The organism is Algoriphagus formosus (genome assembly GCF_002807035.1).
GTDB lineage: Bacteria > Bacteroidota > Bacteroidia > Cytophagales > Cyclobacteriaceae > Algoriphagus > Algoriphagus formosus.
Map to the genome: position 1 here is coordinate 251,333 of NZ_NIUC01000004.1, position 22,539 is coordinate 273,871.

The 22,539-nt window shown below is 38.7% G+C and carries 22 protein-coding genes; 17 read left to right on the plus strand and 5 right to left on the minus strand.

The genetic code is table 11. The features are described from left to right. Positions 1 to 58 precede the first annotated feature (58 nt). The 7 genes from CDH51_RS18680 (at position 59) to CDH51_RS20225 (ending at position 4,811) form a co-directional block, all read left to right on the plus strand. Complete coding sequence (locus CDH51_RS18680; protein ID WP_100630068.1) at positions 59 to 1,042, plus strand: cyclase family protein; 984 nt, start codon at positions 59 to 61, stop codon at positions 1,040 to 1,042. Positions 1,043 to 1,049: 7 nt separating this feature from the next. Then, entirely contained in the window at positions 1,050 to 1,496 is a 447-nt protein-coding gene (locus tag CDH51_RS18685) for a DMT family transporter (protein ID WP_100630069.1), read from the plus strand. Between the two features lie 4 nt (positions 1,497 to 1,500). Further along, a complete protein-coding gene (locus CDH51_RS18690) occupies positions 1,501 to 2,229 on the plus strand; it encodes a GNAT family N-acetyltransferase (protein ID WP_100630071.1) in 729 nt (242 codons plus the stop codon). A 100-nt stretch (positions 2,230 to 2,329) separates the two neighbouring features. Then, complete coding sequence (locus tag CDH51_RS18695) at positions 2,330 to 2,962, plus strand: NAD(P)H-dependent oxidoreductase (protein ID WP_100630073.1); 633 nt, start codon at positions 2,330 to 2,332, stop codon at positions 2,960 to 2,962. A 15-nt stretch (positions 2,963 to 2,977) separates the two neighbouring features. Continuing rightward, complete coding sequence (locus tag CDH51_RS18700; protein WP_100630075.1) at positions 2,978 to 3,634, plus strand: VOC family protein; 657 nt, start codon at positions 2,978 to 2,980, stop codon at positions 3,632 to 3,634. 80 nt (positions 3,635 to 3,714) lie between these two features. After that, positions 3,715 to 4,266, plus strand: coding sequence for a type 1 glutamine amidotransferase family protein (locus tag CDH51_RS20220; protein WP_198514353.1), 552 nt, complete (start codon positions 3,715 to 3,717; stop codon positions 4,264 to 4,266). A gap of 107 nt (positions 4,267 to 4,373) precedes the next feature. Continuing rightward, positions 4,374 to 4,811 (plus strand): type 1 glutamine amidotransferase family protein, encoded by a 438-nt coding sequence (locus CDH51_RS20225; RefSeq protein ID WP_198514354.1) that lies wholly within the window; start codon positions 4,374 to 4,376, stop codon positions 4,809 to 4,811. Between the two features lie 3 nt (positions 4,812 to 4,814). Here the strand turns inward: CDH51_RS20225 and CDH51_RS18710 are convergent, their stop codons facing one another. After that, positions 4,815 to 5,123 carry a helix-turn-helix domain-containing protein gene (locus CDH51_RS18710; protein ID WP_100630077.1) on the minus strand — a complete coding sequence of 103 codons (309 nt, stop codon included), beginning with the start codon at positions 5,121 to 5,123 and terminating at the stop codon, positions 4,815 to 4,817. Between the two features lie 178 nt (positions 5,124 to 5,301). On the opposite strand from CDH51_RS18710, the gene CDH51_RS18715 reads away from it, so the two are divergent. The 8 genes from CDH51_RS18715 (at position 5,302) to CDH51_RS18750 (ending at position 12,413) form a co-directional block, all read left to right on the plus strand. Then, the gene (locus CDH51_RS18715) at positions 5,302 to 5,517 is read left to right on the plus strand and encodes a hypothetical protein (protein ID WP_100630078.1); all 216 of its coding nucleotides are present in this window, start codon (positions 5,302 to 5,304) and stop codon (positions 5,515 to 5,517) included. Between the two features lie 234 nt (positions 5,518 to 5,751). Beyond that, positions 5,752 to 6,159 carry a plasmid mobilization protein gene (locus CDH51_RS18720; RefSeq protein ID WP_100630079.1) on the plus strand — a complete coding sequence of 136 codons (408 nt, stop codon included), beginning with the start codon at positions 5,752 to 5,754 and terminating at the stop codon, positions 6,157 to 6,159. Then, on the plus strand, positions 6,144 to 7,397 hold the full coding sequence (locus CDH51_RS18725; RefSeq protein ID WP_100630081.1) for a relaxase/mobilization nuclease domain-containing protein: 1,254 nt from the start codon (positions 6,144 to 6,146) through the stop codon (positions 7,395 to 7,397). The genes CDH51_RS18720 and CDH51_RS18725 overlap by 16 nt, the downstream gene beginning before the upstream one ends. Beyond that, complete coding sequence (mobC, locus tag CDH51_RS18730; protein ID WP_100630082.1) at positions 7,394 to 9,361, plus strand: conjugal transfer protein MobC; 1,968 nt, start codon at positions 7,394 to 7,396, stop codon at positions 9,359 to 9,361. The genes CDH51_RS18725 and mobC overlap by 4 nt, the downstream gene beginning before the upstream one ends. 250 nt (positions 9,362 to 9,611) lie before the next feature. Beyond that, positions 9,612 to 10,583 (plus strand): ArdC family protein, encoded by a 972-nt coding sequence (locus CDH51_RS18735; RefSeq protein ID WP_100630084.1) that lies wholly within the window; start codon positions 9,612 to 9,614, stop codon positions 10,581 to 10,583. Between the two features lie 96 nt (positions 10,584 to 10,679). Next, positions 10,680 to 11,522 (plus strand): maleylpyruvate isomerase N-terminal domain-containing protein, encoded by an 843-nt coding sequence (locus CDH51_RS18740; RefSeq protein WP_100630086.1) that lies wholly within the window; start codon positions 10,680 to 10,682, stop codon positions 11,520 to 11,522. Between the two features lie 212 nt (positions 11,523 to 11,734). Then, positions 11,735 to 12,007 carry a hypothetical protein gene (locus CDH51_RS18745; RefSeq protein WP_100630088.1) on the plus strand — a complete coding sequence of 91 codons (273 nt, stop codon included), beginning with the start codon at positions 11,735 to 11,737 and terminating at the stop codon, positions 12,005 to 12,007. Positions 12,008 to 12,068: 61 nt separating this feature from the next. Then, positions 12,069 to 12,413: a n-acetylglutamate synthase gene (locus CDH51_RS18750; RefSeq protein ID WP_100630090.1), complete on the plus strand. Its 345-nt coding sequence runs from the start codon at positions 12,069 to 12,071 to the stop codon at positions 12,411 to 12,413. Positions 12,414 to 12,680: 267 nt separating this feature from the next. On the opposite strand, the gene CDH51_RS20465 is transcribed toward CDH51_RS18750, so the two are convergent. Next, complete coding sequence (locus tag CDH51_RS20465; protein ID WP_100630092.1) at positions 12,681 to 12,989, minus strand: winged helix-turn-helix transcriptional regulator; 309 nt, start codon at positions 12,987 to 12,989, stop codon at positions 12,681 to 12,683. 91 nt (positions 12,990 to 13,080) lie between these two features. Here CDH51_RS20465 and CDH51_RS18760 point away from each other — a divergent pair, with 91 nt between their 5' ends. Then, positions 13,081 to 13,848, plus strand: coding sequence for an MBL fold metallo-hydrolase (locus CDH51_RS18760; RefSeq protein WP_100630093.1), 768 nt, complete (start codon positions 13,081 to 13,083; stop codon positions 13,846 to 13,848). Positions 13,849 to 14,017: 169 nt separating this feature from the next. Here CDH51_RS18760 and CDH51_RS18765 read toward each other — a convergent pair whose 3' ends face one another. From CDH51_RS18765 to CDH51_RS18775, 3 genes are all read right to left on the minus strand, one after another. Further along, the gene (locus tag CDH51_RS18765) at positions 14,018 to 14,416 is read right to left on the minus strand and encodes a response regulator (protein WP_100630095.1); all 399 of its coding nucleotides are present in this window, start codon (positions 14,414 to 14,416) and stop codon (positions 14,018 to 14,020) included. Next, positions 14,406 to 16,727 carry a PAS domain S-box protein gene (locus CDH51_RS18770; RefSeq protein WP_100630096.1) on the minus strand — a complete coding sequence of 774 codons (2,322 nt, stop codon included), beginning with the start codon at positions 16,725 to 16,727 and terminating at the stop codon, positions 14,406 to 14,408. The genes CDH51_RS18765 and CDH51_RS18770 overlap by 11 nt, the downstream gene beginning before the upstream one ends. A 316-nt stretch (positions 16,728 to 17,043) precedes the next feature. Continuing rightward, on the minus strand, positions 17,044 to 20,286 hold the full coding sequence (locus CDH51_RS18775; protein WP_100630098.1) for a DUF5689 domain-containing protein: 3,243 nt from the start codon (positions 20,284 to 20,286) through the stop codon (positions 17,044 to 17,046). A 393-nt stretch (positions 20,287 to 20,679) separates the two neighbouring features. On the opposite strand from CDH51_RS18775, the gene CDH51_RS18780 reads away from it, so the two are divergent. After that, the gene (locus CDH51_RS18780; RefSeq protein ID WP_100630100.1) at positions 20,680 to 22,080 is read left to right on the plus strand and encodes an eCIS core domain-containing protein; all 1,401 of its coding nucleotides are present in this window, start codon (positions 20,680 to 20,682) and stop codon (positions 22,078 to 22,080) included. The last annotated feature ends 459 nt before the right edge of the window (positions 22,081 to 22,539 follow it).

Genomic DNA, 22,539 nt, shown 5'->3' on the forward strand with positions numbered 1-22,539 from the left:
AGGGATTGTAATTGACGGACCTTTGAAATGTCATTATAAACCAAAAAAAACTAATATCATGAAAAGATGGATGATCATTTCCTATTTTCTGACATGTCAGGTAGGAATAGGACTAGCTCAGGGGACTTCCTCCGAACAAGTTGGAATAAGTCCCTGGGGACCTGAAGATGAAATTGGAACGCTCAACATGATGGACGAGAAAAGTCGATTGGATGTGTTGAGCCAAATTAGATCAGGCAAGGTGTATGACTTAAGTGTAGAATACTTTGTAGGTATGCCTAGCTTTCATGCCCTAGGAGATCCTGCCTACCAGTTCTGGATGACTCATACCCCTAAAGGCACCGTAGTTGATAATCCCAATGGGCTAGGGGAGGCCATGAATTTGAAGGTGAGCTACACGGGGGATGCTATTTCCATGTACACCCATATGGGTACCCACATCGATGCACTCAACCATTTTGGTCTAAATGGGAAGGTATGGAATGGCTTTAGTGCCGAGGAGTATTTGGGAGATAAGGGTTGGAAAAAAACCGGTGCTGAGACTATCCCACCTGTGATCGGTAGAGGAGTCCTGATTGATATTCTAGCTTTGAAACAAGTAGATCAACTTCCTGAAAATTATAGAATTAACTCCTCTGATCTGAGGGAAGCTTTGGCGAAACAAAAGGTTGAATTACAAGAAGGGGACATTGTTCTCATCCGAACCGGCCAGGCACGCCATTATGAGCAGGCTGAAAGGTATTTGGATAAGTACCCTGGAATCAATCTGGATGCTGTCAAATGGTTGGTGGAAGATCAAGGAATCATGCTTTTGGGTTCAGATAACCTAAGTTTTGAGGCTTTTCCGCCTGAGCGGGAAGATAATTGGGTGCCCGTGCATACCTATTTATTGGCTGAAAAGGGGGTGATGTTTATAGAGCAAATGAATCTGGAGATTCTCGCTGAGGATGGGGTTTATGAATTTGCTTTTATCGGATCCTCCTTGAAATTAAGAGGTGCTTCAGCAGCTCCCATGCGACCGATTGCAATCCCTATTAAATAGATTGGTTATGGAAAATCTTCAGTTGATGGGATTGGCATTTGGAGTTGGGATTCTGATAGTCATGCAGGGAAGTTTAAATGCTCAGCTTGGAGTTAGACTTGATAATGCGCTTTTGGCATCCTCAATCAACCTCTTAGTAAGTGGGGGACTAGCGGTTGTAGTTTTGCTATTTGCTTCTCAAAATCTTTCGGCTTTAAGTAAGGTCCAAGCGATCCCAGTGTATTTGTTGTTTGTCGGGGGTATTCTCAGTTTTCTGGCGATTACATCATTTTACTATGTTATTCCTAAAATCGGTATCGCCACCACTGTAGCCTTTGGTTTAAGCGGTCAACTGATTTTTGCAGCAATTGCCAGCCATTTTGGATGGTTTGGATTACCTGTTGAACCCATTACTCTGAAGAGAGTAGCAGGGATTATCTTGATGATATTTTCAGTCTCATTGATCAAATCTTAATCAAATGATGAAAAGTCAAAATATTTTCAATCTCACCGAGCTCTGGAAATTGGGCGGGATGAATTCAGGAGAATTGATCTCCAGAGAGGGCGTCTTTGCAAGTATTGCAGATAGCGGAGATTGGCCTAACAAACTATGGATAGATGGAGAATTGACATCAGAAAAACTGGAGATCATTCGCTCAATTGGAAAAGACAAACCTCTTGGACTAGGGCTTTGGGAGGATGGATTTTCAGATAAGCTTTTAGCTAAAATCGGGTTTCAGCCCAATATGGAACTGATAGGAATGTCTGCTGATTTAACAAACTTCACTCGTTCAGGTCAACTGGATGTCATGCTGAAAAAGATTAATTCAGGTGAGGAAGCTAGTATTTGGTCCAGGGTGTTCTTCGATTCCTTTGGCTATGAAATTCTTGCTCCTACTATTCTAGCATTGAAAGAAAAAGTCGATTTCTACACGGCTTTGTTTGAAGAAACACCCATCGGGACCAGCATGATCTTCCACGACTCAGAGAGGATAGTTGGGATTTATTCCATAGGGGTTGCTCCCGCTTTTCGAGGAAAGGGTTTGGCTAACCAATTATTTGAAGCCACACTTTCGGAAGTCAAAAAAACAGGGGCCAATAAGGTTGTCCTTCAGGCTTCTGCCATGGGGATGGGCTTGTATTTAAAATATGGATTCCAATCTGATTTTAAGATCAGGTTTTATAAACAAAAAAAAGAAAAGAAATGAAATCGAGTATGGTAAAGTTCGATATCCATAGGGATGCCCCGATACATCGGGGTCATTATGCGAGATTCTATCTCACCTTTGAAAATTAAATAATAAACAGATGAAATTGATAGAAACATTGAATTGGCGATATGCCACAAAGAAATTTGATTCGAAGAAAAAAATTGATTCGAAAAGTTTAGAATTGCTCAAAGAGGCCATTAGGCTGTCGGTATCTTCCTATGGTCTTCAATTGTACAAGGTTTTGATTATTGAAGATCCAAAAGTCAAGGAACTGCTTCGGGCAGCTTCTTGGAACCAGTCCCAAATCACGGATGCCTCCCATTTATTTGTATTTTGTAGTTACAAGCAAAACTTCACAGAAGGTGTTGATTCGTATATTTCCCTTCTACAGGAGGCTGCTGAAGAGTCTAATCATTCCGGAATTTTGGCCTATGGGAAAAGCATAAAAGAAAACCTCTCCTCAATGGAAGACTTGGAAAGAAAGTTCTGGTCGGAAAAGCAGGTTTATTTGGCCATGAATAATCTCTTGATTGCAGCGGCAGAACTCAGGTTGGATGCCTGTCCCATGGAAGGTTTTGAACCGGATAAGTATGACCAAATTTTGGGCTTAAGTGATCAGGGACTACATGCTGTATTGGTTGCTCCCGTAGGTTATCGAGCAGTAGATGATTCCGCACAGTTTAGAAAGAAAGTGAGGAGAAGTACTAAGGAGCTTTTTGAAATGATTTGATAAACATCTGGGTAAATGGAGATTTTGACACTGGTTTTACAAAGTGCAAACTTGGAGAAAACAAGAAGGTTTTATCAGGAAAAACTGGGTTTTGAGATTCTTCTCCAAGATGAGAACAAGCTTGTTTTTCAAGTTGGGTTTTCAAAATTGATTTTTGAAAAAGTGGAAGTAGAATCAAGTCCCCAATACCATTATGCCTTCTTAATCCCATATAATTCTATTGAACAAGCTTATCAATGGTTACTAGATCGGGTCCAGATTCTGAATTCAGAATCTGGACCAATTGTGGATTTCAAAAGCTGGAAGGCAAAGTCGGTGTATTTTGAGGATAGTTTGGGTAATATTTTGGAGTTTATCGAGCGGTCAGATCTTCAAAATGAAATAAACGATGACTTCTCAAGCCAAAGCATTTTATGTATTAACGAAATTGGGATAGTTGGAAACTCTCCTTTGGAAATAGCCGAAAAAATCAGAAATGATTCCGGATTGGATTATTTCTCCAAAGGACCAAAAGAATCTGATTTTATGGTGTTGGGAGAGGACTCAGGGTTGCTGATAATTTCTAAAAAGGGAAGGAACTGGTATCCTACTTTAAAGCCCTCAAAACCCTTTCCTGTAAGATTTGAAATCAAGAAAGGGGATAAGGAAACTTGGTTTGAATGGCATAAATAAAACAGGACACTTGTCTAAAATAATTTATCAACCTTAAGAATTAATCAATCATACTCTATAAATCAATTAAAAAATAAATCATGTTCAAAAAATACCGGATCCTTAAATGGATACTAAACTCCATAGCCATTATAGTGGCTATTTTTGTCATTCTTGGCATTTATGTCTCAAGTCTTTTACCAGCCAAAGACGAAACGATAGCAAATAGTCAGGCACATAATATTGATTACATCAGTAAAGATTTACCTGCTTATCGCGGAAAAATACTGGCTGTTGTAACCAGTACAGACACCATGGGAGAGAGTGGGAAAAGTACAGGGTACGAACTAACGGAATTAGCCAGAGCTTATTATGTTTTTAAGGCTAATGGTTTTGAAGTTGATATAGCTAGCCCTTTAGGAGGTCGCCCACCCGTTGTGTTGGATGATGATGATATGGGGATATTCGATTATGCATTTTTGAATGATTCCATTGCTCAATTTAAAACAAATAATAGTTTATTATTAAATGATATTGAACCTGACACGTATGAAGCAATTTATTTTGTAGGTGGGAAAGGGGCAATGTTTGATTTCCCAAATAATAGTTACATACAGGCTCTTATCAAAGATTTCAATAAAAAAACAAGGTAATTGGCGCTGTATGTCATGGTCCAGCAGCATTTGTTAATGTCACCTTAGAGGATGGGAATTCATTTTTAAAAGCCAGGAAGGTAAGTGGCTTTACCAATAGGGAAGAGTTGTTATTAATTTCAAATGCAGAAACTATATTTCCTTTTCTGTTGCAAGACAAATTGATATCTCAGGGAGCCATTTTTAATGAAGGTATTATGTATCTAGAAAAAATTACTCAGGACAGAAATTTAATTACAGGTCAAAACCCATGGTCAGTTTGGGCTATGGCAGAAGCCATGGTAAAGCAATTAGGATATAGACCTAAAGATAGAGCTATCACAGCTGAAGAAAATTCTGTTAAAGTCTTATTTGTATATGAAACAAAAGGTAAAAAAGATTCGAAAGTAGTTGTTGAACAAATTCTAAATGAAAAGAAACAATCAATTTCTAGGTCATTACTTCTTAGTCACAGTGCCGTGTCGGTAATTCAAGGGCATTTAAAAAAGGCTTATGATCTTTTACGATTAGCCTCCTATGCAAAAAATATTGAAATCAGTAAATAAGGTTCAAATCCTAAACTTTTTCATCAACCCCTCCCAGTTCTCATTCTGATCATTTTCTTTTAGGCACTTTTCCAGTTCTTGGCGGTCATAGTAGATGACTCCTCCCAGTCTTGTGAATGGGATTTTATCCTGGTTTCTGAGGGTCTGAAGTGTGCCTGAGGAAATACCGAGGAGCCGCTGCACATCTCGGGATTTGAGCCATTTCTTTTCAGTGAAAGCAGGACTTTTTTGTTTGATTAATTCCCGGATTTCTGAGAGGATTTCCTGTTTTAATGATTGAAGATCAGCGAGTGTGATAAGTTCGATTTCCATTCTTTGAATTTTTAGGGATTCCAATTAAGGGGATGTTTTTTATTGATTTTCACCAGTTCAAGGGGAGTGGGGGTATATGCGTATAGTTTTTTAGGTAAAAGTCCTGAGTCATTAGATACTAGTGAAGATTGCCTCCTTTCTGTTCAGAAGTTTATACCCTCACTAATTATCAAATACCATGAAACATGATGTATCTGAACCATTACGGGGCATCTATTCAGGCCCTAGTTTAGAAGAGGTTAATCGCTTTTTTATCCGCTCGGATTTTCCCTTGGAAGAAGGTGAGGTTTTCTATTATTACTACCAGGCCTTGGGCTGGAGGACTGAATCGGGTTTGCCACTCAGAGACTGGAAAGCTGCTGCTTCGGATTGGCTTTGGAATCTTGAAAATTAGGATGAATGAAGGCAAGGTTTTGACCAATTCGAAAGGTTTGATTTCGATTAGCCGCGCTTTTTTGATAAACCTTGAAAGGGTCTTCTTTAAATTCCTTACAAGATCTGCTTTAAAGCCCTGCAAGGGGAATTACTGCGCTGTGGTGCAGTAAGCAAGATGTAGGATTGTCTACACCAATCCCCTTTGGGTCTGCTCCGAAGTCGCATTGGAGAATTACCATAATTGAAAACCAGCATGAAAGGAAACAGTAGAAATACAAAAAATAAAGGCTTTCCACGAAGAGTGGAAGGAAGGATAAGCGAATCAAGATTTCAGGAATTGAAAGCAATTCTTGATAGGGATCCCAGCCTGTCAATGAGTGAGTTGATTCGAAGAATTTTGCAAGGTCAGCCCATTAGAATTCAGGTTCAGGAAAGAGGACTTTCCAACATCATGGAAAGGCTGATTTCGGTGGAATCTGAATTGAAGAAAATAGGGGTGAATCTGAACCAGGTTGTGAAAGCATTTCATGGAAATTCCAGTTCTATTCAAAAATTTTTATTGGCCAAAAAGCTACTGGATTTTCGGAAGAGTCTGGAAATAGAGTTGAAAAAAATGGAGGATATCTTAGGTAAACTTCAGGTCAAATGGTTGTCCGAATAAGCACAGGAAAGTCTGTTTACGGACTGATTCGATACAATGAATCCAAGCGTAGGGAGTCTTCTGCCAAACTGATTTCTCATCTGGGATTTTCCAGGGGAGCGGAGAACCTTTCCACTCATCAGTTGACCCAGCGGTTTCAATCCCTGACATCTCTAAACCGAAGAACAAAAACCAATGCGGTTCACATTTCTCTGAATTTTGCTCCCGGTGAAAATCTTAAGGATGAAGTCTTGGAGGAGATCAGTAGGAAGTATCTGAATAAAATTGGATTTGGAAATCAGCCTTGTCTGGTTTATCAGCATTTTGATGCAGGCCATCCCCATCTTCATCTGGTGACAGTCAATATTGATCGGGAAGGTAAACGAATTGAGACCCATAATCTTGGGAAGAATCAATCTGAAAAAGCCAGAAAGGAAATTGAGCAGGAATTTGCTTTGGTACCGGCAGAAAAGCAAAAAAGAATAGGGCCCAGTATTCAGGAACTGGGCAAGTTAGTCTACGGTCAGGAGACCACCAAGTCCAGTATTCAGACAGTTCTTAATCATGTCTGGAACAATTACACTTTCTCATCGCTGGGAGAATTCAATGCTATTTTATCAGGTTTTGGAGTTTGCGCCTATCGGGGAGAAAAGGATTCAGAGCGCTACCGAAAGGGAGGCTTAGTCTTTCATCTCTTGGATAAACAGGGCAAGCGCAAAGGGGTGCCGATCAAGGCAAGCAGCTTCTATCTTAAGCCAACCCTTAAGAAGCTAAAATTCAGATTTGCCCGGGATTTAGAAAAGAAAAAGGAGCTGTGCCCTTTGGTTAAAGACCGGGTAGTTGAGATTCTTGGAAAGAGCAATAGCCTGAAGGGTTTTCAGGATAGTTTAAAAAAGTCAGGGATTCTTCTAGTCTTAAATTATACAGATACCGGGCAAATCTATGGGACTAGCTATGTAGATCATCTTCATCGGGTGGGGGTCAAGGGATCTGATTTGGGGAAAGAATTTGGTGCCAATGACCTTTCCCGTCGCTTTGGTTTGGTTCCTCTTTCTTCTGCAAAACCCCTTTCGAAAGGGGAGGCTTCAAAATTTGGAGCCAAGGTAAATAAGGACTGGGTGAGGCAAACCTTTAAGGATTTGGAGATTGACCCGATTCCTGATTTTTCATTGGTCTTATCGGATTCGCCCTACCAGGGACCTGTGCGAAGGGAAAGGAAAAAACGCAAGAAGAAAAAAGATCATTCCAGCGAATCATGAACACGGGAGAGAATCAGGAAGGCCTGAAAAAAATACTGGATTTCACCAGACTTGGCTCCATAGCTTTGATGGGAATTCATACCTATATGATAGCCTATACTAAATTGATTAATTGGGGGCTAACGCATGAGTGGATCGATTTTTTATTGATTCAGCTCGGAAAAACGGGTTTGTTTGAGGAGGGTTTTAGGATTAAAGGAATCGCAGTGATTTTACTTTGGATTTCCCTATTGGGGGCTAAGGGGAAAAAGAACCCGGATCTAAAATGGTATGTGATTGTTTTTTGGTTTTTAGTTTGGAATGGCTTGTATGGCTCGGTAGGTTTTGCAGTGGAATATTGGAATTGGGGTAGGGAGGTTTACCTGGCTATTCTTTGGGGATCTTGGATAGGTATTCTGATGATGGGAGGGAAGCTGTCAAGGGTTATCCGGGATGGATTTTCTCCTGATGTGTTTAACCACCTACAAGAAACCTTCCCTCAGGAACAACGGCTTTTGGAGAATGAATTTTCAGTCAATCTCCCTACTCGCTTTCAGTTGAAAAAGAAGGTGATGAATGGTTGGTTGAATATTATTAATCCCTTTCGGGCCATATTGGTTGTGGGTACTCCGGGTGCAGGTAAATCTTATTTCGTTATCCGACATATCATTACCCAACACCTGAGCAAGGGCTTTTCCATGTTTGTCTATGATTTCAAATATGATGACCTCTCCAGAATCGCTTATAATAATCTGCTGAAGTACCGTCATGTTTATCCAATAGAGCCCCAATTCTACACCATCAATTTTGATAATCTGGAGACTAGTCATCGCTGTAATCCTTTGGAGCCAAGTACAATGACGGATATTACGGATGCTTCCGAATCTTCGAGAACCATCATGCTGGGCTTAAACCGAGAGTGGATTAAAAAGCAGGGAGATTTCTTTGTGGAGTCACCTATCAACTTTGTGACAGCCGTAATCTGGTTTTTAAAGAAATATCGAGGTGGGAAATTTTGTACGCTTCCACACGTGATCGAACTGATGCAGGTAGAATACCCCAAACTGTTTTCGGTTTTACGCACTGAACCAGAAATTGAAGTATTGATCAATCCGTTTGTGTCAGCCTATTTGCATGGGGCTGCCGAGCAGTTGGAAGGACAGATTGCCAGTGCCAAGATTACCATGGCCCGCCTTGCATCTCCTCAGCTTTACTATGTGCTCAGCCAAAGTGAATTTACGTTGGATTTGAATAATCCAACAGAACCCAAAATCATTTGTATGGGAAACAACCCTCAAAAACAGCAGGTTTATGGGGCGGTGCTTTCCTTATATATTTCTCGCATCACCAAATTGGTTAACCGGAAAAACTGCTTGAAGTCCAGCTTGATATTTGATGAGTTCCCAACCATCTATTTTAATGGAATTGATTCCTTGATTGCCACGGCAAGATCCAATAAGGTAGCGACCACTCTTGGGGTACAGGATTACAGTCAGTTGAAGAAAGATTATGGAAGGGAGCAGGCTGAAGTGATCATGAATACCGTGGGAAATATTATTTCCGGTCAGGTATTGGGAGATACCGCCAAACAGTTGTCAGATCGTATCGGGAAAATCAATCAAGCCAGAAGAAGTCTGTCTATTAATTCAGGTGATACTTCCATCAGTCATTCCACCCAATTGGAGTTGGCAGTTCCACCGTCAACGATTTCTCAGCTTTCATCCGGTCAGTTTGTTGGGATTATAGCAGATGATCCTACCCAGCGGATTGAGCTGAAAGCATTTCATTGTGAAATTCAAAATAATCATCAGGCTTTGGCCAAGGAGGAAAAGGGCTATCAATCCATTCTGGCTGTTCGGAAATTAAAAGGGGAGGAGGTTTTAGAAAATTATAGAAGGATTAAGTCTGAAGTGGGGCAATTGATCGAGGAGGAGTTGGATCGAATGATGGATACCCCTGCTTTGACGGGCTTAATGATTAAGTAAAATGTGATTAATTAAGCTTGGTTTAAAACTATTCATCTCCCTGCTTTAATACGGATACCCCAAACCATTAATTTTTACTACTCCCTGCTTCAGCTAAGGTAGCGGGGAGGATGCACACGAGGCAAGAGACTACGGCATAAAGCCAGCACTCTTGCCTTCTCTGGTTTATTCCGTTTCCTCTTGCACTTAGTGCCTCCTTTCCGCGGGGATTGCTGTATCAGTTTATGTCTAACCTAAAACGAAAAGAAAGATGAAGACTACAGCAAAAAAAGAAAATGGATTAATCTCAAACGGGAAGAGTTCAGTCAAAAGCAAGGGATGGAGAAGCCCAAAGAAGTCAACAAAGGACTTATATCAGGAGGTCACTGATTTGATTTTGGAGAAACTGGAAAAAGGAATCATTCCCTGGAAGCAGCCTTGGGGAGACTTGGGTTTGCCGAGTAATTACCTGACAAAGAAGCCCTATCGGGGAATCAATCTTTGGATTCTTTTATCACAAGAGCATAGTACACCCTATTACCTGACGTTCAAGCAGGCTCAGGAGCTTGGAGGGAAGGTGAAGAAAGGAAGTAAATCCATCCCGATCTGTTATTGGAATTTTGTATATCGGCATAAGGAAACAGGAGAGCGGATTCCTAAGGACTTGATTCAATACTATCCCAAGGATTTGGTGACGAAATCCTCTTACCTGAAAGAATACAAGGTCTTTTGTATCTCGGATATTGAAGGAATCGAGTTTGAAGACATTAAAACAGGTAAGGCAGGTATTCCTCCAATTGAGCAATGCGAGGCAATATTTGATGAAATGTTGCATCCGCCGAAAATTAGAATTCAAGGCAATGAGGCATATTACCATGTAGGGGAGGATTGTATCACGATTCCGGAAATGGCTAGGTTCGAACGGGCAGAAAGTTATTATTCGGTGCTATTTCATGAGTTGGTGCATGCAACCGGAAATGAAAGCAGGCTTGGAAGAAGCGGAATTACTGAACCAACCCAATTTGGAACAGAAGCATACAGTAAGGAAGAACTGATTGCTGAAATGGGAGCGGGGTACCTGGGGGGAATGACCGGGATACTGGATGAGGACTTAATCTCTAATCATACGGCCTATATTCAAAACTGGATTACTGTGCTAAAGAAGGATAAGAGTTTACTGATTGAGGCAGCATCCAAAGCTCAAAAGGCAGTGGATTATATCTTGATGGAATGTCCATTTTGAAGAAAGGGGGAAACCCCTTTTTTGGTCGATTTTTTTAAGCTTTAATTTTGATTTAAGCTTCAGGTAGGAGATTTTTGGGTTTCTAGCCAAAGTATTGTGAAACATTCCATTCCTATCCGAACCATCCATTTATTTGAAAAGTTGGACCTCCTCTTGTTGGAAAAATTGAGGGTTCTTAATTCTGAGGAATGGGAAGCGTCTACCAGGGCGGGTTCATGGACTGTCAAGCAGCTAGCATGCCACCTTTTAGACGGAAACCTTCGAGCATTGTCCATGCTTAGGGATGGCTATTTTGGTGAAAACCAGGGTGATATTAATTCTTACACCGATTTGGTGACTTTCCTGAATCGATTGAATGCTGATTGGGTTAAAGCGATGCAGCGCCTCAGTCCAAGCGTATTGATTAGCCTTTTGGAATCTTCAGGGAAGGAATATAGAGGGCTATTGAGATCATTGAAGCCATTTGAGAAGGCAGTTTTCAGTGTAGCTTGGGCAGGGGAGGAAGAGTCATTAAATTGGTTTCATGTAGCAAGGGAATACACGGAAAAATGGCATCATATCCAGCAGATTTTAGAGGCGATAGACCAATCAGATAGAAGGTTGCTAGCAGAAGAATTTTATATGCCTTACTTGGAAACTTCAATGCGTGCCCTCCCAAATCATTTTTCTGCCTTGGATCTAGATGTGCGATCATTAGTAAAAATAGAGATCAAAGGTGAGTTTAAAGCTACTTGGTGGCTCAGTAATACCGAAAATTCCTGGGTTCTTTTGCCATTTAGCAAAAGACAACCTTCTTCTGTCATTACTGTCCCTGATGATTTGGCTTGGAGAATTTTTACCAAGGGTGTTTCTCAAAAGGAGGCATTGGAAAAGTTAGAATTCACCGGAGAAGATATCTTTGCGAATCATTTTGTGAAGATGTTAGCGGTGATGGCATAGATTTTTATTCATAAGGCTTGAATCTAATTGGCTGAAAAAAGTCTACTTCGGCCTTTGTTGCTTTAGGCCGGGAATAAAGGAAAAAATAAGTTTATAATGGGTGTGACGAAGTTAAAGTAAATAGATATCATAAAATCTAATATTTATTTAAATCTTGAATATTATCCAGAATTTTAATTTATAATTATCTTCGAACCTAACCTGTAAATAAAATGGACTGGAATAAAGTAATAAATAATTCAATTGAAATCTTGCAAAAATCAGACAGGGGGGTGGTTTTGATGGATATGTACAATAATATTTTAACTCCTGAGGAAGCCGCTTTTAATAAAATTACAGTTACGCCATTCAACGCTATGGCCTTAATTCAAAAACAATTTGCTGCCCTTGGTTTTGATATTTACAAGAAGGAGAACAGGATTAAAATGATTGCCTTGCTTGAGGAGATAGACAAATTGGCAAGTTCAAGGAAAAGCAATTTTTAAGATTGATTTTTTATCATTAAACTGACAATGTCTTTTATTTAACTTTTGGCTAGTAAATTAGGTGAAAACGAATTACAATCAACGGAAATTTAAGATAGTCCAGACTAGCGGTGCAGGAGAATTGGATTCAGACCAGATTTTTGTTTATATGCAGAAAGGGGAGATACTAACCTGTACTTATTCAGGAGTGGGTTTTCTACAAGGAAATATTTTGGGTAAGGTGGATCCCAGTACAGGAAGTTTGATTTTTACGTACCATCAACTGAATGATCAGGGGGAATTATCAAGTGGAATATGTCAGTCAACTCCAGAGTTTCTTGATTCGGGTAAAATACGACTTCATGAGAAATGGGAATGGTTATCCGGGAAGAAGGGTATTGGAGAAAGTATTTTGGAAGAGATTTAATTTATAAATCCAATTCTAGTTCCTAGGATTGTGTAAAGAGGCGACATGTTTTTACAGCTTATCTGATTGCAGATTTTAATTGTGTTACTTTTTTTATCCAATAGCCTTGGCTTTTGTGATAATTTTTTGAGCGTTGGACAGAGTAGGATTTGGAATGAAAAGGGGGGTAGTGGCTAATTTAGAGGAGGTAGGAGAAGGGGTTTTGATTTATGTCACCCTTAAAAGGATGTCAAGGAAAGTGCTGAATTAAAAGGGAGAACAAGAACTTTAGGAATTTCCAAAATTATCCAAATCTTTAAGTATTGGTCCCAATTTCTTGCCCTTATTGGATAGGTTGTAGGAAGTTCTAGGAGGAAACCCTTGAATTTCCTTCCGTTGTATTAAACCGTTTTCCTCCAATTGGCGAAGATGCTTTGTAAGTACTTTTTTTGAAACCTTGGGTATTGTTTGCCAAAGTTCATTGAAACGGTAATTTCCTTGATGAAATAAGTGATACAAAATCAAAGGATTCCATTTTCCAGAAATCATATCCAGTGATTTTTTTAATCCGCAATTCTCAAATTCAGTGTACTTCATAGTTTCTTTTGAAAAACTAGATTACCAAAAAGTAACCTTCTTGGTAAAAGGTTGAGTGTCTCATAGGTTTGATGAAGAAATAAAAAATGAGATGAAATTACAACTTTGGCGAAATGCTACTTTAGAATTGACAATTGGAGATTGGAAGCTATTGGTGGATCCTATGTTAGGAGAAAAAGGCTCCTTTGGTCCATTTCCATGGACAGATGATAAGCGAGACAACCCCTTGGTGGATTTGCCTTTTACAAAAGAGGAGCTTAAAAGGAAGTTAAATCAAATCAATGCGATATTCGTATCCCATCTCCATCCTGATCACTTTGATCAAGCAGCAATAGATTTGATTGACAAAAATAAAACAATCATTTGTCCTTATACTTTAACAAAAACCATAAAATCTTACGGCTTTCGGTCTGTTATTGAAATACGGGATGGATTAAACCTAAATGGAATCAATTTACAACTCACTATGGGAAGACATGGGGAAGGGGAGATTGGAAAATTGATGGGACCGGTTTATGGATTGGTGATTTCTCAAGGGAGTAATTCTATTTACATAGCTGGAGACACAATTTGGTGTCCGGAGGTTGGCAGTATTGTTGAGTTTTATAAACCTAAGCATATGATAGTAGCAGGTGGTGCAGCAACATTTCAAATGGGTAAGCCCGTTACTATGAATGCCCAAGATATCAAGGAATTAGCTGATTTTACATCAGGATCTTTAATCTGGCTTACTCATTTGGAAGCCATAAGTCCCTGTCAAGAGGGACGAGATTTTTTAGTGGAATTTATCAAGCAAAATAATCTTTCTGGGAGGGTCTTTGTCCCAAAGGATGGAGAAGAATTTGAGTTGAAGTTTTGAAGTAAAACCCTTAATGAATTCACTTGAATTCAGGGATTTAATCTGTTGTTGATTTTGAAAGGCGTGAATACAACCAAAAGTAACAGCTTCAACATTTACTTTTGTAACGGGTTATTAAGAAGATTTAATTAGTTTTAGACAAGATTATTTAATAAAAAATTCAACAGAATTACTTGCTTAAATAGGTTTTCAAAATCTCAATGGATTCTTTGTTTAGGGGTTTGTTGAAATAGCCTTTTATCAATTTATACTCATTGGCCATTTCTCTATGCGCCATTGATATTGAGGAGGTAAGCATGAAGACATGCAAATTATCAGTAAATTCACTCTTGATTTCATTGAGGATATCAAATCCACTTAATTCTGGCATGTTTATATCTAGAATAAGAATTACCTCTCCATTACTGAAGCTTAATTCGTTAATTAAATGAGTCAGTCCTTCTCTGGGAGAATTGAAGGACTTAAAACTGACTCCTTCCCCGATAAGCCCACTTTTTTCCAGGAGTTTTTTCGTAATTAGAATACAGATAGGGTCGTCGTCTATTGCGATGATTTTCTTAGGAAGCATTAGGCAAAATAATTTTGAAACTTGTACCTGAATTAGTTGTATTGATCACCTGGATGCTACCCTTAATCAATTCCAATAAGGTAGCCGATGATCTGAGCTTCCATGATTCTAGTTCAGGAAAATCACTAAGATTATATGTTTCTATTCCTTTTAGTTCTCGGTCCAGTTTTACCTTTATTTCAATAATAGCATTGATTGACTTTTCTTGATAGGCAATTATTTCCATATGAAATGGAATGTTTTTTTGTCTGTTTTTATGAATGAACGAGAAAATCTGATTTAGAGTAAGTTTCAAATAATCTTTGGTAGTCAAGATTAAGAAATCCTCAGGGATGGATATTTTTAGATTGTTGATGCTGTATTTAAAATAAGGGAAATTAGTTTTAATGATGTCATTGATGAAATAGTCCAGATTTATAGGCTCTATGTCGTATATGCCAGGCGACTCTAGATTTGTAATTGCATCTAAATCAGAAATCACCTCATTTACCTTATCCAGACATATTTTAAATGAATCTAAGAAACCTTGTTTTTCTTTTTGAGAATCAGAGAGTTCGATCAATTGATAAAGCCCTGTTAAATTAGCTATTTGACTTCTAAATAGGTGGGAGGTAATGTTGTTGAACTCAACCAGTTTAGCATTCAAGACAGAGGTTAATCTAAGCACCCTATTCAATTCATTTTGCTGAAAAACTTTGTCTGTCACGTCATGACCTATCCACAAAAGACCTTCTGAACTTTTTTCACCCATGAAGACTACATCCCATTCACAAAATTTTTCTTCCCCTTTTTTGGTGTATTGCTTTAAGATCGATCTAAATATTTTCCCGGGATTTTCAATTGCTTTTTTGGCTATTTTTTCTGACTCTAATAGTCCGGGCTGGTCTATTACTGAAATGTCAGCAGCTTTTCCAAATCCATAACTTTCATCAAAGCCGAAGAAATGCTTATAATATTCATTGATAAAAATCACTTCTTTTTCAGTACTCATCCTGAAAATGAAAAATGAATTGTTATTTACTAACCCTTCTAAAAATTGTGTTCTTTTTTCAAGGAGAAAATTATTTCTCTCCAGCATATTCTTCACCTTCATATCTTCAGTGATATCTTGAATGCTTCCTATGATTTTTATGGTTTTTCCTTCTACCTTAATGGGGTTTCCAATTACTTTTACCCATTTATTTTGATGATCATTTGATAGAAATCTATAGTTGTTTTCATACGGTTTTCCAGAATTTATGCATTCCTCAAAATCCCTTTCCATTTGATCATAGCTTTCTTTAGGATAGAAGCTTTTCACAAAGTCTAGACTAAGTTCATGTCTGTTATCAAGTCCATATATTCGATAGGTGTTTTGTGTCCAAAATATTTTGTTTTCCTCAAGGTTTACCTCCCATGCTCCAATGGTACTTTGTTTTTCCATCTCTTTCATTAGAGATTGGTAAAGTAAGAGGTCTGATTGAAGCTCCTTTGTTATTGTAATATCTTTAAATACGATTATTAAAGTATTGTTGGAATCGAGATAGTCTAGATTATATGTTCGTTTGTTATGCTTGGAATAATATTTTATCGATCCTTCTTTTTGACCTATTAAGGATATTTGACCTTTTACTTCGGATACCATTTCTTCCAGTGGGTTTGATATGGTTTTCGAAAGATTCTTGGAAGATGGGAATGTGAATACAAAATCTTGCGGTAACTGTAGCAAGTCTTTAGTATGATCACCGATTGTGACAGTTTCATCATTATAGTCCAGAACAATACCCCCAACCTTGGCTATTTTTGCTATATCATAGACTCTTTTTTGCCATTTTTCAATTTGCTGCTTTTCTTTTTTTATTTGATAGTTGGATTTATGGATGTCTAATAGATTATTTGCTTGCTTAGCAAGCAATCGTAGGTTCTTTAGTTGGAAGTCATCTAGGTGCTTTGGGCTGTAGTCTAAAACACAACATGTCCCAATCGTATTTCCTGATTCGGATTTCAAAGGAAACCCTGCGTAGAATTGAACACCAAATTCTTCCAAAGCAGGATGATTTTTTAATTCAGGATCTTCCTTTAAGTCCGGAATTACCAAAAAATTCAAATTTTCCTCTTTGAGTTTTTTACAAATTGAGTATTTAATCGGAGTTTCTCGAACATCCAACCCGAAAGCAGATTTAAACCACTGTCTTTCCGGTTCCAGCAGTACGATAAGACTTACAGCACAATCGCAAATTTCAGCTGCCATTTCTGTGATTTCATCAAAAACTCCCTGCTTTTCTGTATCTAAAATCTGGTATGATTGTAGGTCTTTATATGCTAAATCCATTTTTTTATCTGTAAAATACAGGAAATGTTGTAATCATTTGATAGATTTAATAAAATCTAAAAATATTAAAAATAATTAGAATACGGCTACTGGATCTTTGATTTTGAAATGTAGTGAGATCGTATGGTTGGTTGGAGAAAAATACGATCCAAGAACAGGAAATTAGTAATTCTACTGAAAAAATTAGGTTCTTTAAGAACTGGATGAAAAGGTTGAATCATTCATGAGGGTAAACAGAATCATTTCTTCTAAAAAAAGAGGCTGTCTCTACTTTGAGACAGCCTTTTTATTTCTATAAATTGGGATTACCCTGATTTTATTTTTTCACCAATCGGACCACTTTGGTTTCTGAGCCTTGATTGAGATGTAGGTAATACAATCCTCTCTTCAATTCTGATTCTTCAAAGTCTAATTCTAATTTTCCATTAACGAATGAACTCGTACCACTTTGAATCACATTTCCTCGATGGTCAAACAGGATATAAGAAACTGTTATGTCCAATTTAATATCCAAGGTTATGCTAACTTCTGATTCAAAAGGATTTGGATAAGCTTTAATGATTCTGGCAGATTCAAAATCTGGATCTTCAGCAGGTTCATTTTCTTCTGTATCACAAGGGATGGTTCCACAAGCTCCCAAAGTAGCACCTCTTCTGAGTAAGGCCGGTACTGCTTGGATAGGAACGCTGATTGTTCTGGATTTGCCGGAATTACCTAAACTTATGCACATAGATACTCGATTCGCACTTCTGCCACTTCTTACATCCACCACACAAACAGTGACCGTATCGGTAAACTCGTTGCCAGCCTCATCGGTTACTGTAAGCGTGTAGGTAGTCGTTTCGGTAGGTGATACCACAATCTCCTGTCCAACCTGTCCATCACTCCAGGTATAAGTATACGTTCCATTTCCGCCGGTTGCGGTCTCCGCACTTAAAGTAATATGGGATAATGGTGGATATCCTAAATAGACAACCCCTCCTTCACCTGCATCAGAACTCAAGGCATCACCCGCGACTAATCTGGCAGAAACCGGTAAGTGATCAGAAGTCGTATTGGCGTAGTTTTCAATCAGGTTGAATGGAATAAACAATACTTCAGAACCTTCTAAGTAATTATCATAAAGTTCATTGGATAGGGTGATGTGATCGATCACATTATCATTGAATATAAAGGATCTAAGACCCGCTTCACTAAGTGAAATCGTTACACCGTCAAATTCAGGATCAGAGATGATTACTTCATAAGTGCTTGGGCCGGATCCTATGGATTCATCTAAATCATCATTGTAATCTCCCAAAAGAATAATGTTTTGATCCATGAAATAGGTGTCCAGGCTATCCTTCAAAACTTGGTTATCATAGCGTCTTCTTGCCAAGTCTTCATTGGAAGAACCTGATTTCGCATGAATATTGATCAAGCTGATTTTTTCCTTCACCCCATTGATATCGGCAATTAGTTCCACTAACCAAGGCAATCTTCCACTGGACCAGAAGGAGGAAGGTGTACCAGTTGGATAGTCGTCCAATAATGAATTGCCCCCTAATCTGGCCTCGTCATAGATTTGTTCAAACAAGGCACGCTCACTTTGGATTTCTACCACAGCTGTATTGTAAATCAAGCAGAGCTTTTGAGGAGGGAATGTTGGATCCGGACCTTCAAATGATCTGGAGAAGCGGTCAGAGCAAATGAGAGCGTATCCAGGCAATTGAGAAACCAAACTTGCCAAGAGCGCATCATCACTGACCTCCTGCACTGCAATGATATCAGGCAGGGTTTCCTGGAATACCTTTAGTGCATTGCTTGCCTGTAGGCTGACATCATTCGGACCAAAATTGGATATAGTAGCTCCGAAAAACTCCATATTCCAAGTCATGACATCCAATGTCTGGTCTTTTGGAATGGAAGAACCTGCCGCTTCATAAGCGCTTGTTCCAGGTAAATCCTCAATGAATCTAGGGAATAGCTGTAGCGTTCCTCTAAAGCTGCCTAATACTCCGGTGATTAATTGTGGGGCCTGAGGAATGACTCTTCCCACAAGGCTAGATACTTGGCCATCAATTCGAAGGTCTAAAATACCGGAACCATCAATGATTTGATAATTACTTTCTGGGAAAAATAGCCCTTGTGGAATTAAAAAGGATGAATTCGGAATCTGAATAAGTTGTCCTTCCAGACTTGAATCGATTTCAGAAATTGTAACAACTTTAGGGTTGATGGTATTGCCACTGCTCAGTAGCTCAATCTCTGAAATATTTACCAGTTGAATCTGTTGGTTGAAAGAACCGGTAGAGGCTAAAATCTCAACCTCATCCCCAATTTGATATAGTCCTGCTCCATGAAGCTGGCTATCAAAAACTGGAATTCCACCGCTTTGATCTTGTATAAATGCAGGACCGCCAAATTGGTCTGAAGCAGTGATGATACCACGAACCAATACTTCGGTTCCTTGCGGTTTTAAACGGGCTTCTGCAATGGGTATCAATACAGGTTCTGGATCAACAATTACTCCTCCAAAACTCTGTCCTGTATTGATTTGATTATAGGTATTCGGAATGGATTCTGACCAAATGAAATCTGAATACTTCATTCCTGTACCCTGTAATTGTAGAGAAGTACCAACAGGAGCCGAGCTTGGCTGTGATTCACCAATATCCTCACTGGATAAGCCATCGGCAGGTCCTCCTACAGCAATGAAATTCCCCTCATAACTTAAAAACTGAAGTACTTCGTTTTCTGGGGATGGGCCAACAAGAGCAAAACCATCAGGACTGCCGTTCTGAAGTCCCGGTGTTGCAAAGAAAATAGTGCCAAATCCATTGTCTTGATCAGGTAAAATACCTGAAAGAGAGATTGTGGAATACACCGCCCCACCGTTACCATTGTAAAGGACAAGTGAATAGCCACTTAGGTCTAGACCCGCAGTACCAGCGAGCTCGATACCTTCATTGACATCAGAACCAGTATTGTCATAATGAATTTCATTTACGAATAGAGTTGGTTCTCCCGTAAAATTCTGCCCGCTGTTGAAAGAACCGAAACTTTGGGCTGATTCAGGACTCCAGGTAAAATCAGCATAAGTCTTACCATTCCCCGTTAATTGAAGTGAGACACCAACAGGGGTAGAAGACCCTTCGCTGACACCAATGTCCTCGGAATTCATTCCGTCTGCCGGTCCTCCAATTGCTGTAAATGTTCCTTCATAGCTCAAAAATTGTATCACAGAGCCATTTTCTACTAAAGCAATTCCATCGGGTGCACCATTTTGGATCCCATTGACCGGGTAGGAAATCGATACTACTCCATACCCCCCTCCCAAATCTGGGATTAATCCTGATAGATTATTGGTGGAATAAACACTGCCATTTGCTCCATTGTAAAGAACCAAAGACCAACCACTGAGATCAGTTCCAGCCGGTCCTGCTATTTCTATAGCCTCCCCAGAGTCTGTGCCTGTATTGTCATAGTGGATTTCATTAATAAAAACTACCTGAGCCTGAGCTGTATAAGCTCCAAAAAGCAGGAAGATAAATAATGGTTTAAGTAAATTTTTTATCATTTTATTCAAAGTTTTAAAAAATAAATATCCTCAAAACCATACTTATACTGCCTATTCCAAAGTTATGCTTCGGTTAAGTTTTTATAAATCCGAATCTCTAAGTTTCCAACTTCCACATTCTTTAATTCTTGAATCCTATTCTCCTATATTGAATTTCCTGCCACAGTTCTTTCTTCTGAGACTAGTAAGGTATTAGTTAAATGCTATCTGTTTTAATCCTTGATACCTCTTTGGGTATTTATTCTCAAAATGGATTTTAAATCTTCTAAATTTTTCTTTTATTGAGCTAAGCTTTTGATTTTCATTGTATTATTTACTGTTAGACCTTTCCTGTTACACCTTGATTTTTGGGGCTCAGTTCAGTGAAAAGGATCTGATGCAAAATTCAATTTTATGCGTACACTTTCTAAAGAAAATGGAAGAGTAATTGGCTCTTCCAGTCCCCAAGTAAATGCAAAGAACCAAGTTCGTGCAAATTCCCCATATCAGTTTGTTGACAACAGGCCCGAGGCCATAGCTCAAAGGGAATTAAAAGAGTTGGCGAATAACAGTAATGGTTCCCGGTCAGAGCAAGCTGCTCAATTTCAGAGCCTGGCTGGAAACAAATCTTCTCAGGCACCTTCCTTACAGCGAAAAGCGAACAAAACCGGCTTGCCTGATGATCTCAAATCCGGGATTGAAAACCTTTCTGGCTATTCCTTGGATGATGTGAAAGTCCATTATAATTCGGATCAACCTTCACAACTTCAGGCACACGCCTTTGCTCAGGGTACAGATATCCATTTAGCTTCAGGTCAAGAGAAGCACTTGCCTCATGAAGCATGGCATGTAGTACAACAGAAGCAGGGAAGGGTAAGGCCTACTTTGCAGATGAAAGGTGGTCCCGAAAACAACGATAATGCTATTTTAAAAAAGGCAGCGGATTTATTGACGGTAAAGCACTTAAAAGGGGAGAGAATTCAACAGAAAAACATGGATACTTTTCAATTGAAAGCAGAAGTCAAAATAACAAAAGATGGTCTTGATTTGGGAAGAGAACATGACCTCAAACGATATCTGGATTTGTCTTACAGTACTTCTGAAAAAGGAAAGACTAAAAGTGAAATGCAAAAACAGAATACCTACAGACACATGGATTCGCAAGCCACTCGGCGAGATGCTATGGCCAATGTAATGCGATTCTATCTAGAGGATAATGAAGTGGTAAATAATGCGACCGAATTATGTGGAGATTTACAGCCAAATATTGATATGTGGGAGCAAGAGATTGAAGGAGAAGGGGGGCAGTTCTTGGGGAATCCTAAACGAAATTCAGCTATTTCCAATGAATATGATAGTTTAGTTCTTGAATTGCTAATCCAAGATCGGGAAGTCACTGAAGAGGCAATTGATCATGATCTTCGGATCAATTTACGAAATACAACTTTCAAAGTGCTAGGCGATAATAAGGATAATATTCACATTGCACTAAATAATGCATATAGCGAAGAGTCCACTGAAGAATCTGATTTTGTTGAACTATTGCCGATATTTCAGTCAGGAGTAAAACAAAGCATGGAGCTTACCTATGCAAAACTTTCAAAAAGTAAGCAGGTAGATATTCCGAATCTTAGAAAAAAACTGGATAGTACATACGAAATCCTCAGCAATGCTTTGCGTTCAAACCCATTTGAAGTAATGAAGATTTTTTATAAGACTGTTAAAAGTGCAGACCGAGTAGTAGACAAAGTTGCTGAAAAATGGAATTCTACAGATGAAGATGAATTAAGTGATTCGGATGAAATGTGGTATTAAATGATTCTGGCTGAAAGTATCGTTCGATTTAGAAACAGGACAAAGGAGTTGAATAAATTCTCAAATTTTTGATCCTGTAGTTTAAATAAGATAGCGTGACAATTGAAAATTGCTTTTCTATGGAAATAGGCCTAATTAATAGAATGTCGTTGTATTCAAATCGATGAAAGGATACTCGAAGAGTAATTGTCCCTTTCTTTTTGGGTTGGTAATCTTAACTTCCTTAATAATCCCGGATCTTAAAAATAATAGTTTAGCAATTGTTGTTTTTCTCATTTTGAGGAACAAATAGGATTTTTAATCCCAAATTTGATTTGTTTCAATCTTTCATATCTTCTAAATTTTTCTTTTATTGAGCTAAGCTTTTGATTTTCATTATATTCTTTACCGCACGACCTTTTCCTGTTCCACCTAGTTTTAGGGCTCAGTTCTGTGATAAGGTTTTGACTTAAAACCGAT

Bases quoted from the DNA above. Each gene is read 5' to 3' on its own strand.
- CDH51_RS18680 (WP_100630068.1), top strand. From the start codon at position 59: ATGAAAAGATGGATGATCATTTCCTATTTTCTGACATGTCAGGTAGGA.
- CDH51_RS18685 (WP_100630069.1), top strand. From the start codon at position 1,050: ATGGAAAATCTTCAGTTGATGGGATTGGCATTTGGAGTTGGGATTCTG.
- CDH51_RS18690 (WP_100630071.1), top strand. From the start codon at position 1,501: ATGATGAAAAGTCAAAATATTTTCAATCTCACCGAGCTCTGGAAATTG.
- CDH51_RS18695 (WP_100630073.1), top strand. From the start codon at position 2,330: ATGAAATTGATAGAAACATTGAATTGGCGATATGCCACAAAGAAATTT.
- CDH51_RS18700 (WP_100630075.1), top strand. From the start codon at position 2,978: ATGGAGATTTTGACACTGGTTTTACAAAGTGCAAACTTGGAGAAAACA.
- CDH51_RS20220 (WP_198514353.1), top strand. From the start codon at position 3,715: ATGTTCAAAAAATACCGGATCCTTAAATGGATACTAAACTCCATAGCC.
- CDH51_RS18710 (WP_100630077.1), bottom strand. From the start codon at position 5,123: ATGGAAATCGAACTTATCACACTCGCTGATCTTCAATCATTAAAACAG.
- CDH51_RS18715 (WP_100630078.1), top strand. From the start codon at position 5,302: ATGAAACATGATGTATCTGAACCATTACGGGGCATCTATTCAGGCCCT.
- CDH51_RS18720 (WP_100630079.1), top strand. From the start codon at position 5,752: ATGAAAGGAAACAGTAGAAATACAAAAAATAAAGGCTTTCCACGAAGA.
- CDH51_RS18725 (WP_100630081.1), top strand. From the start codon at position 6,144: ATGGTTGTCCGAATAAGCACAGGAAAGTCTGTTTACGGACTGATTCGA.
- mobC (WP_100630082.1), top strand. From the start codon at position 7,394: ATGAACACGGGAGAGAATCAGGAAGGCCTGAAAAAAATACTGGATTTC.
- CDH51_RS18735 (WP_100630084.1), top strand. From the start codon at position 9,612: ATGAAGACTACAGCAAAAAAAGAAAATGGATTAATCTCAAACGGGAAG.
- CDH51_RS18745 (WP_100630088.1), top strand. From the start codon at position 11,735: ATGGACTGGAATAAAGTAATAAATAATTCAATTGAAATCTTGCAAAAA.
- CDH51_RS20465 (WP_100630092.1), bottom strand. From the start codon at position 12,989: ATGAAGTACACTGAATTTGAGAATTGCGGATTAAAAAAATCACTGGAT.
- CDH51_RS18760 (WP_100630093.1), top strand. From the start codon at position 13,081: ATGAAATTACAACTTTGGCGAAATGCTACTTTAGAATTGACAATTGGA.
- CDH51_RS18765 (WP_100630095.1), bottom strand. From the start codon at position 14,416: ATGCTTCCTAAGAAAATCATCGCAATAGACGACGACCCTATCTGTATT.
- CDH51_RS18770 (WP_100630096.1), bottom strand. From the start codon at position 16,727: ATGGATTTAGCATATAAAGACCTACAATCATACCAGATTTTAGATACA.
- CDH51_RS18775 (WP_100630098.1), bottom strand. From the start codon at position 20,286: ATGATAAAAAATTTACTTAAACCATTATTTATCTTCCTGCTTTTTGGA.
- CDH51_RS18780 (WP_100630100.1), top strand. From the start codon at position 20,680: ATGCGTACACTTTCTAAAGAAAATGGAAGAGTAATTGGCTCTTCCAGT.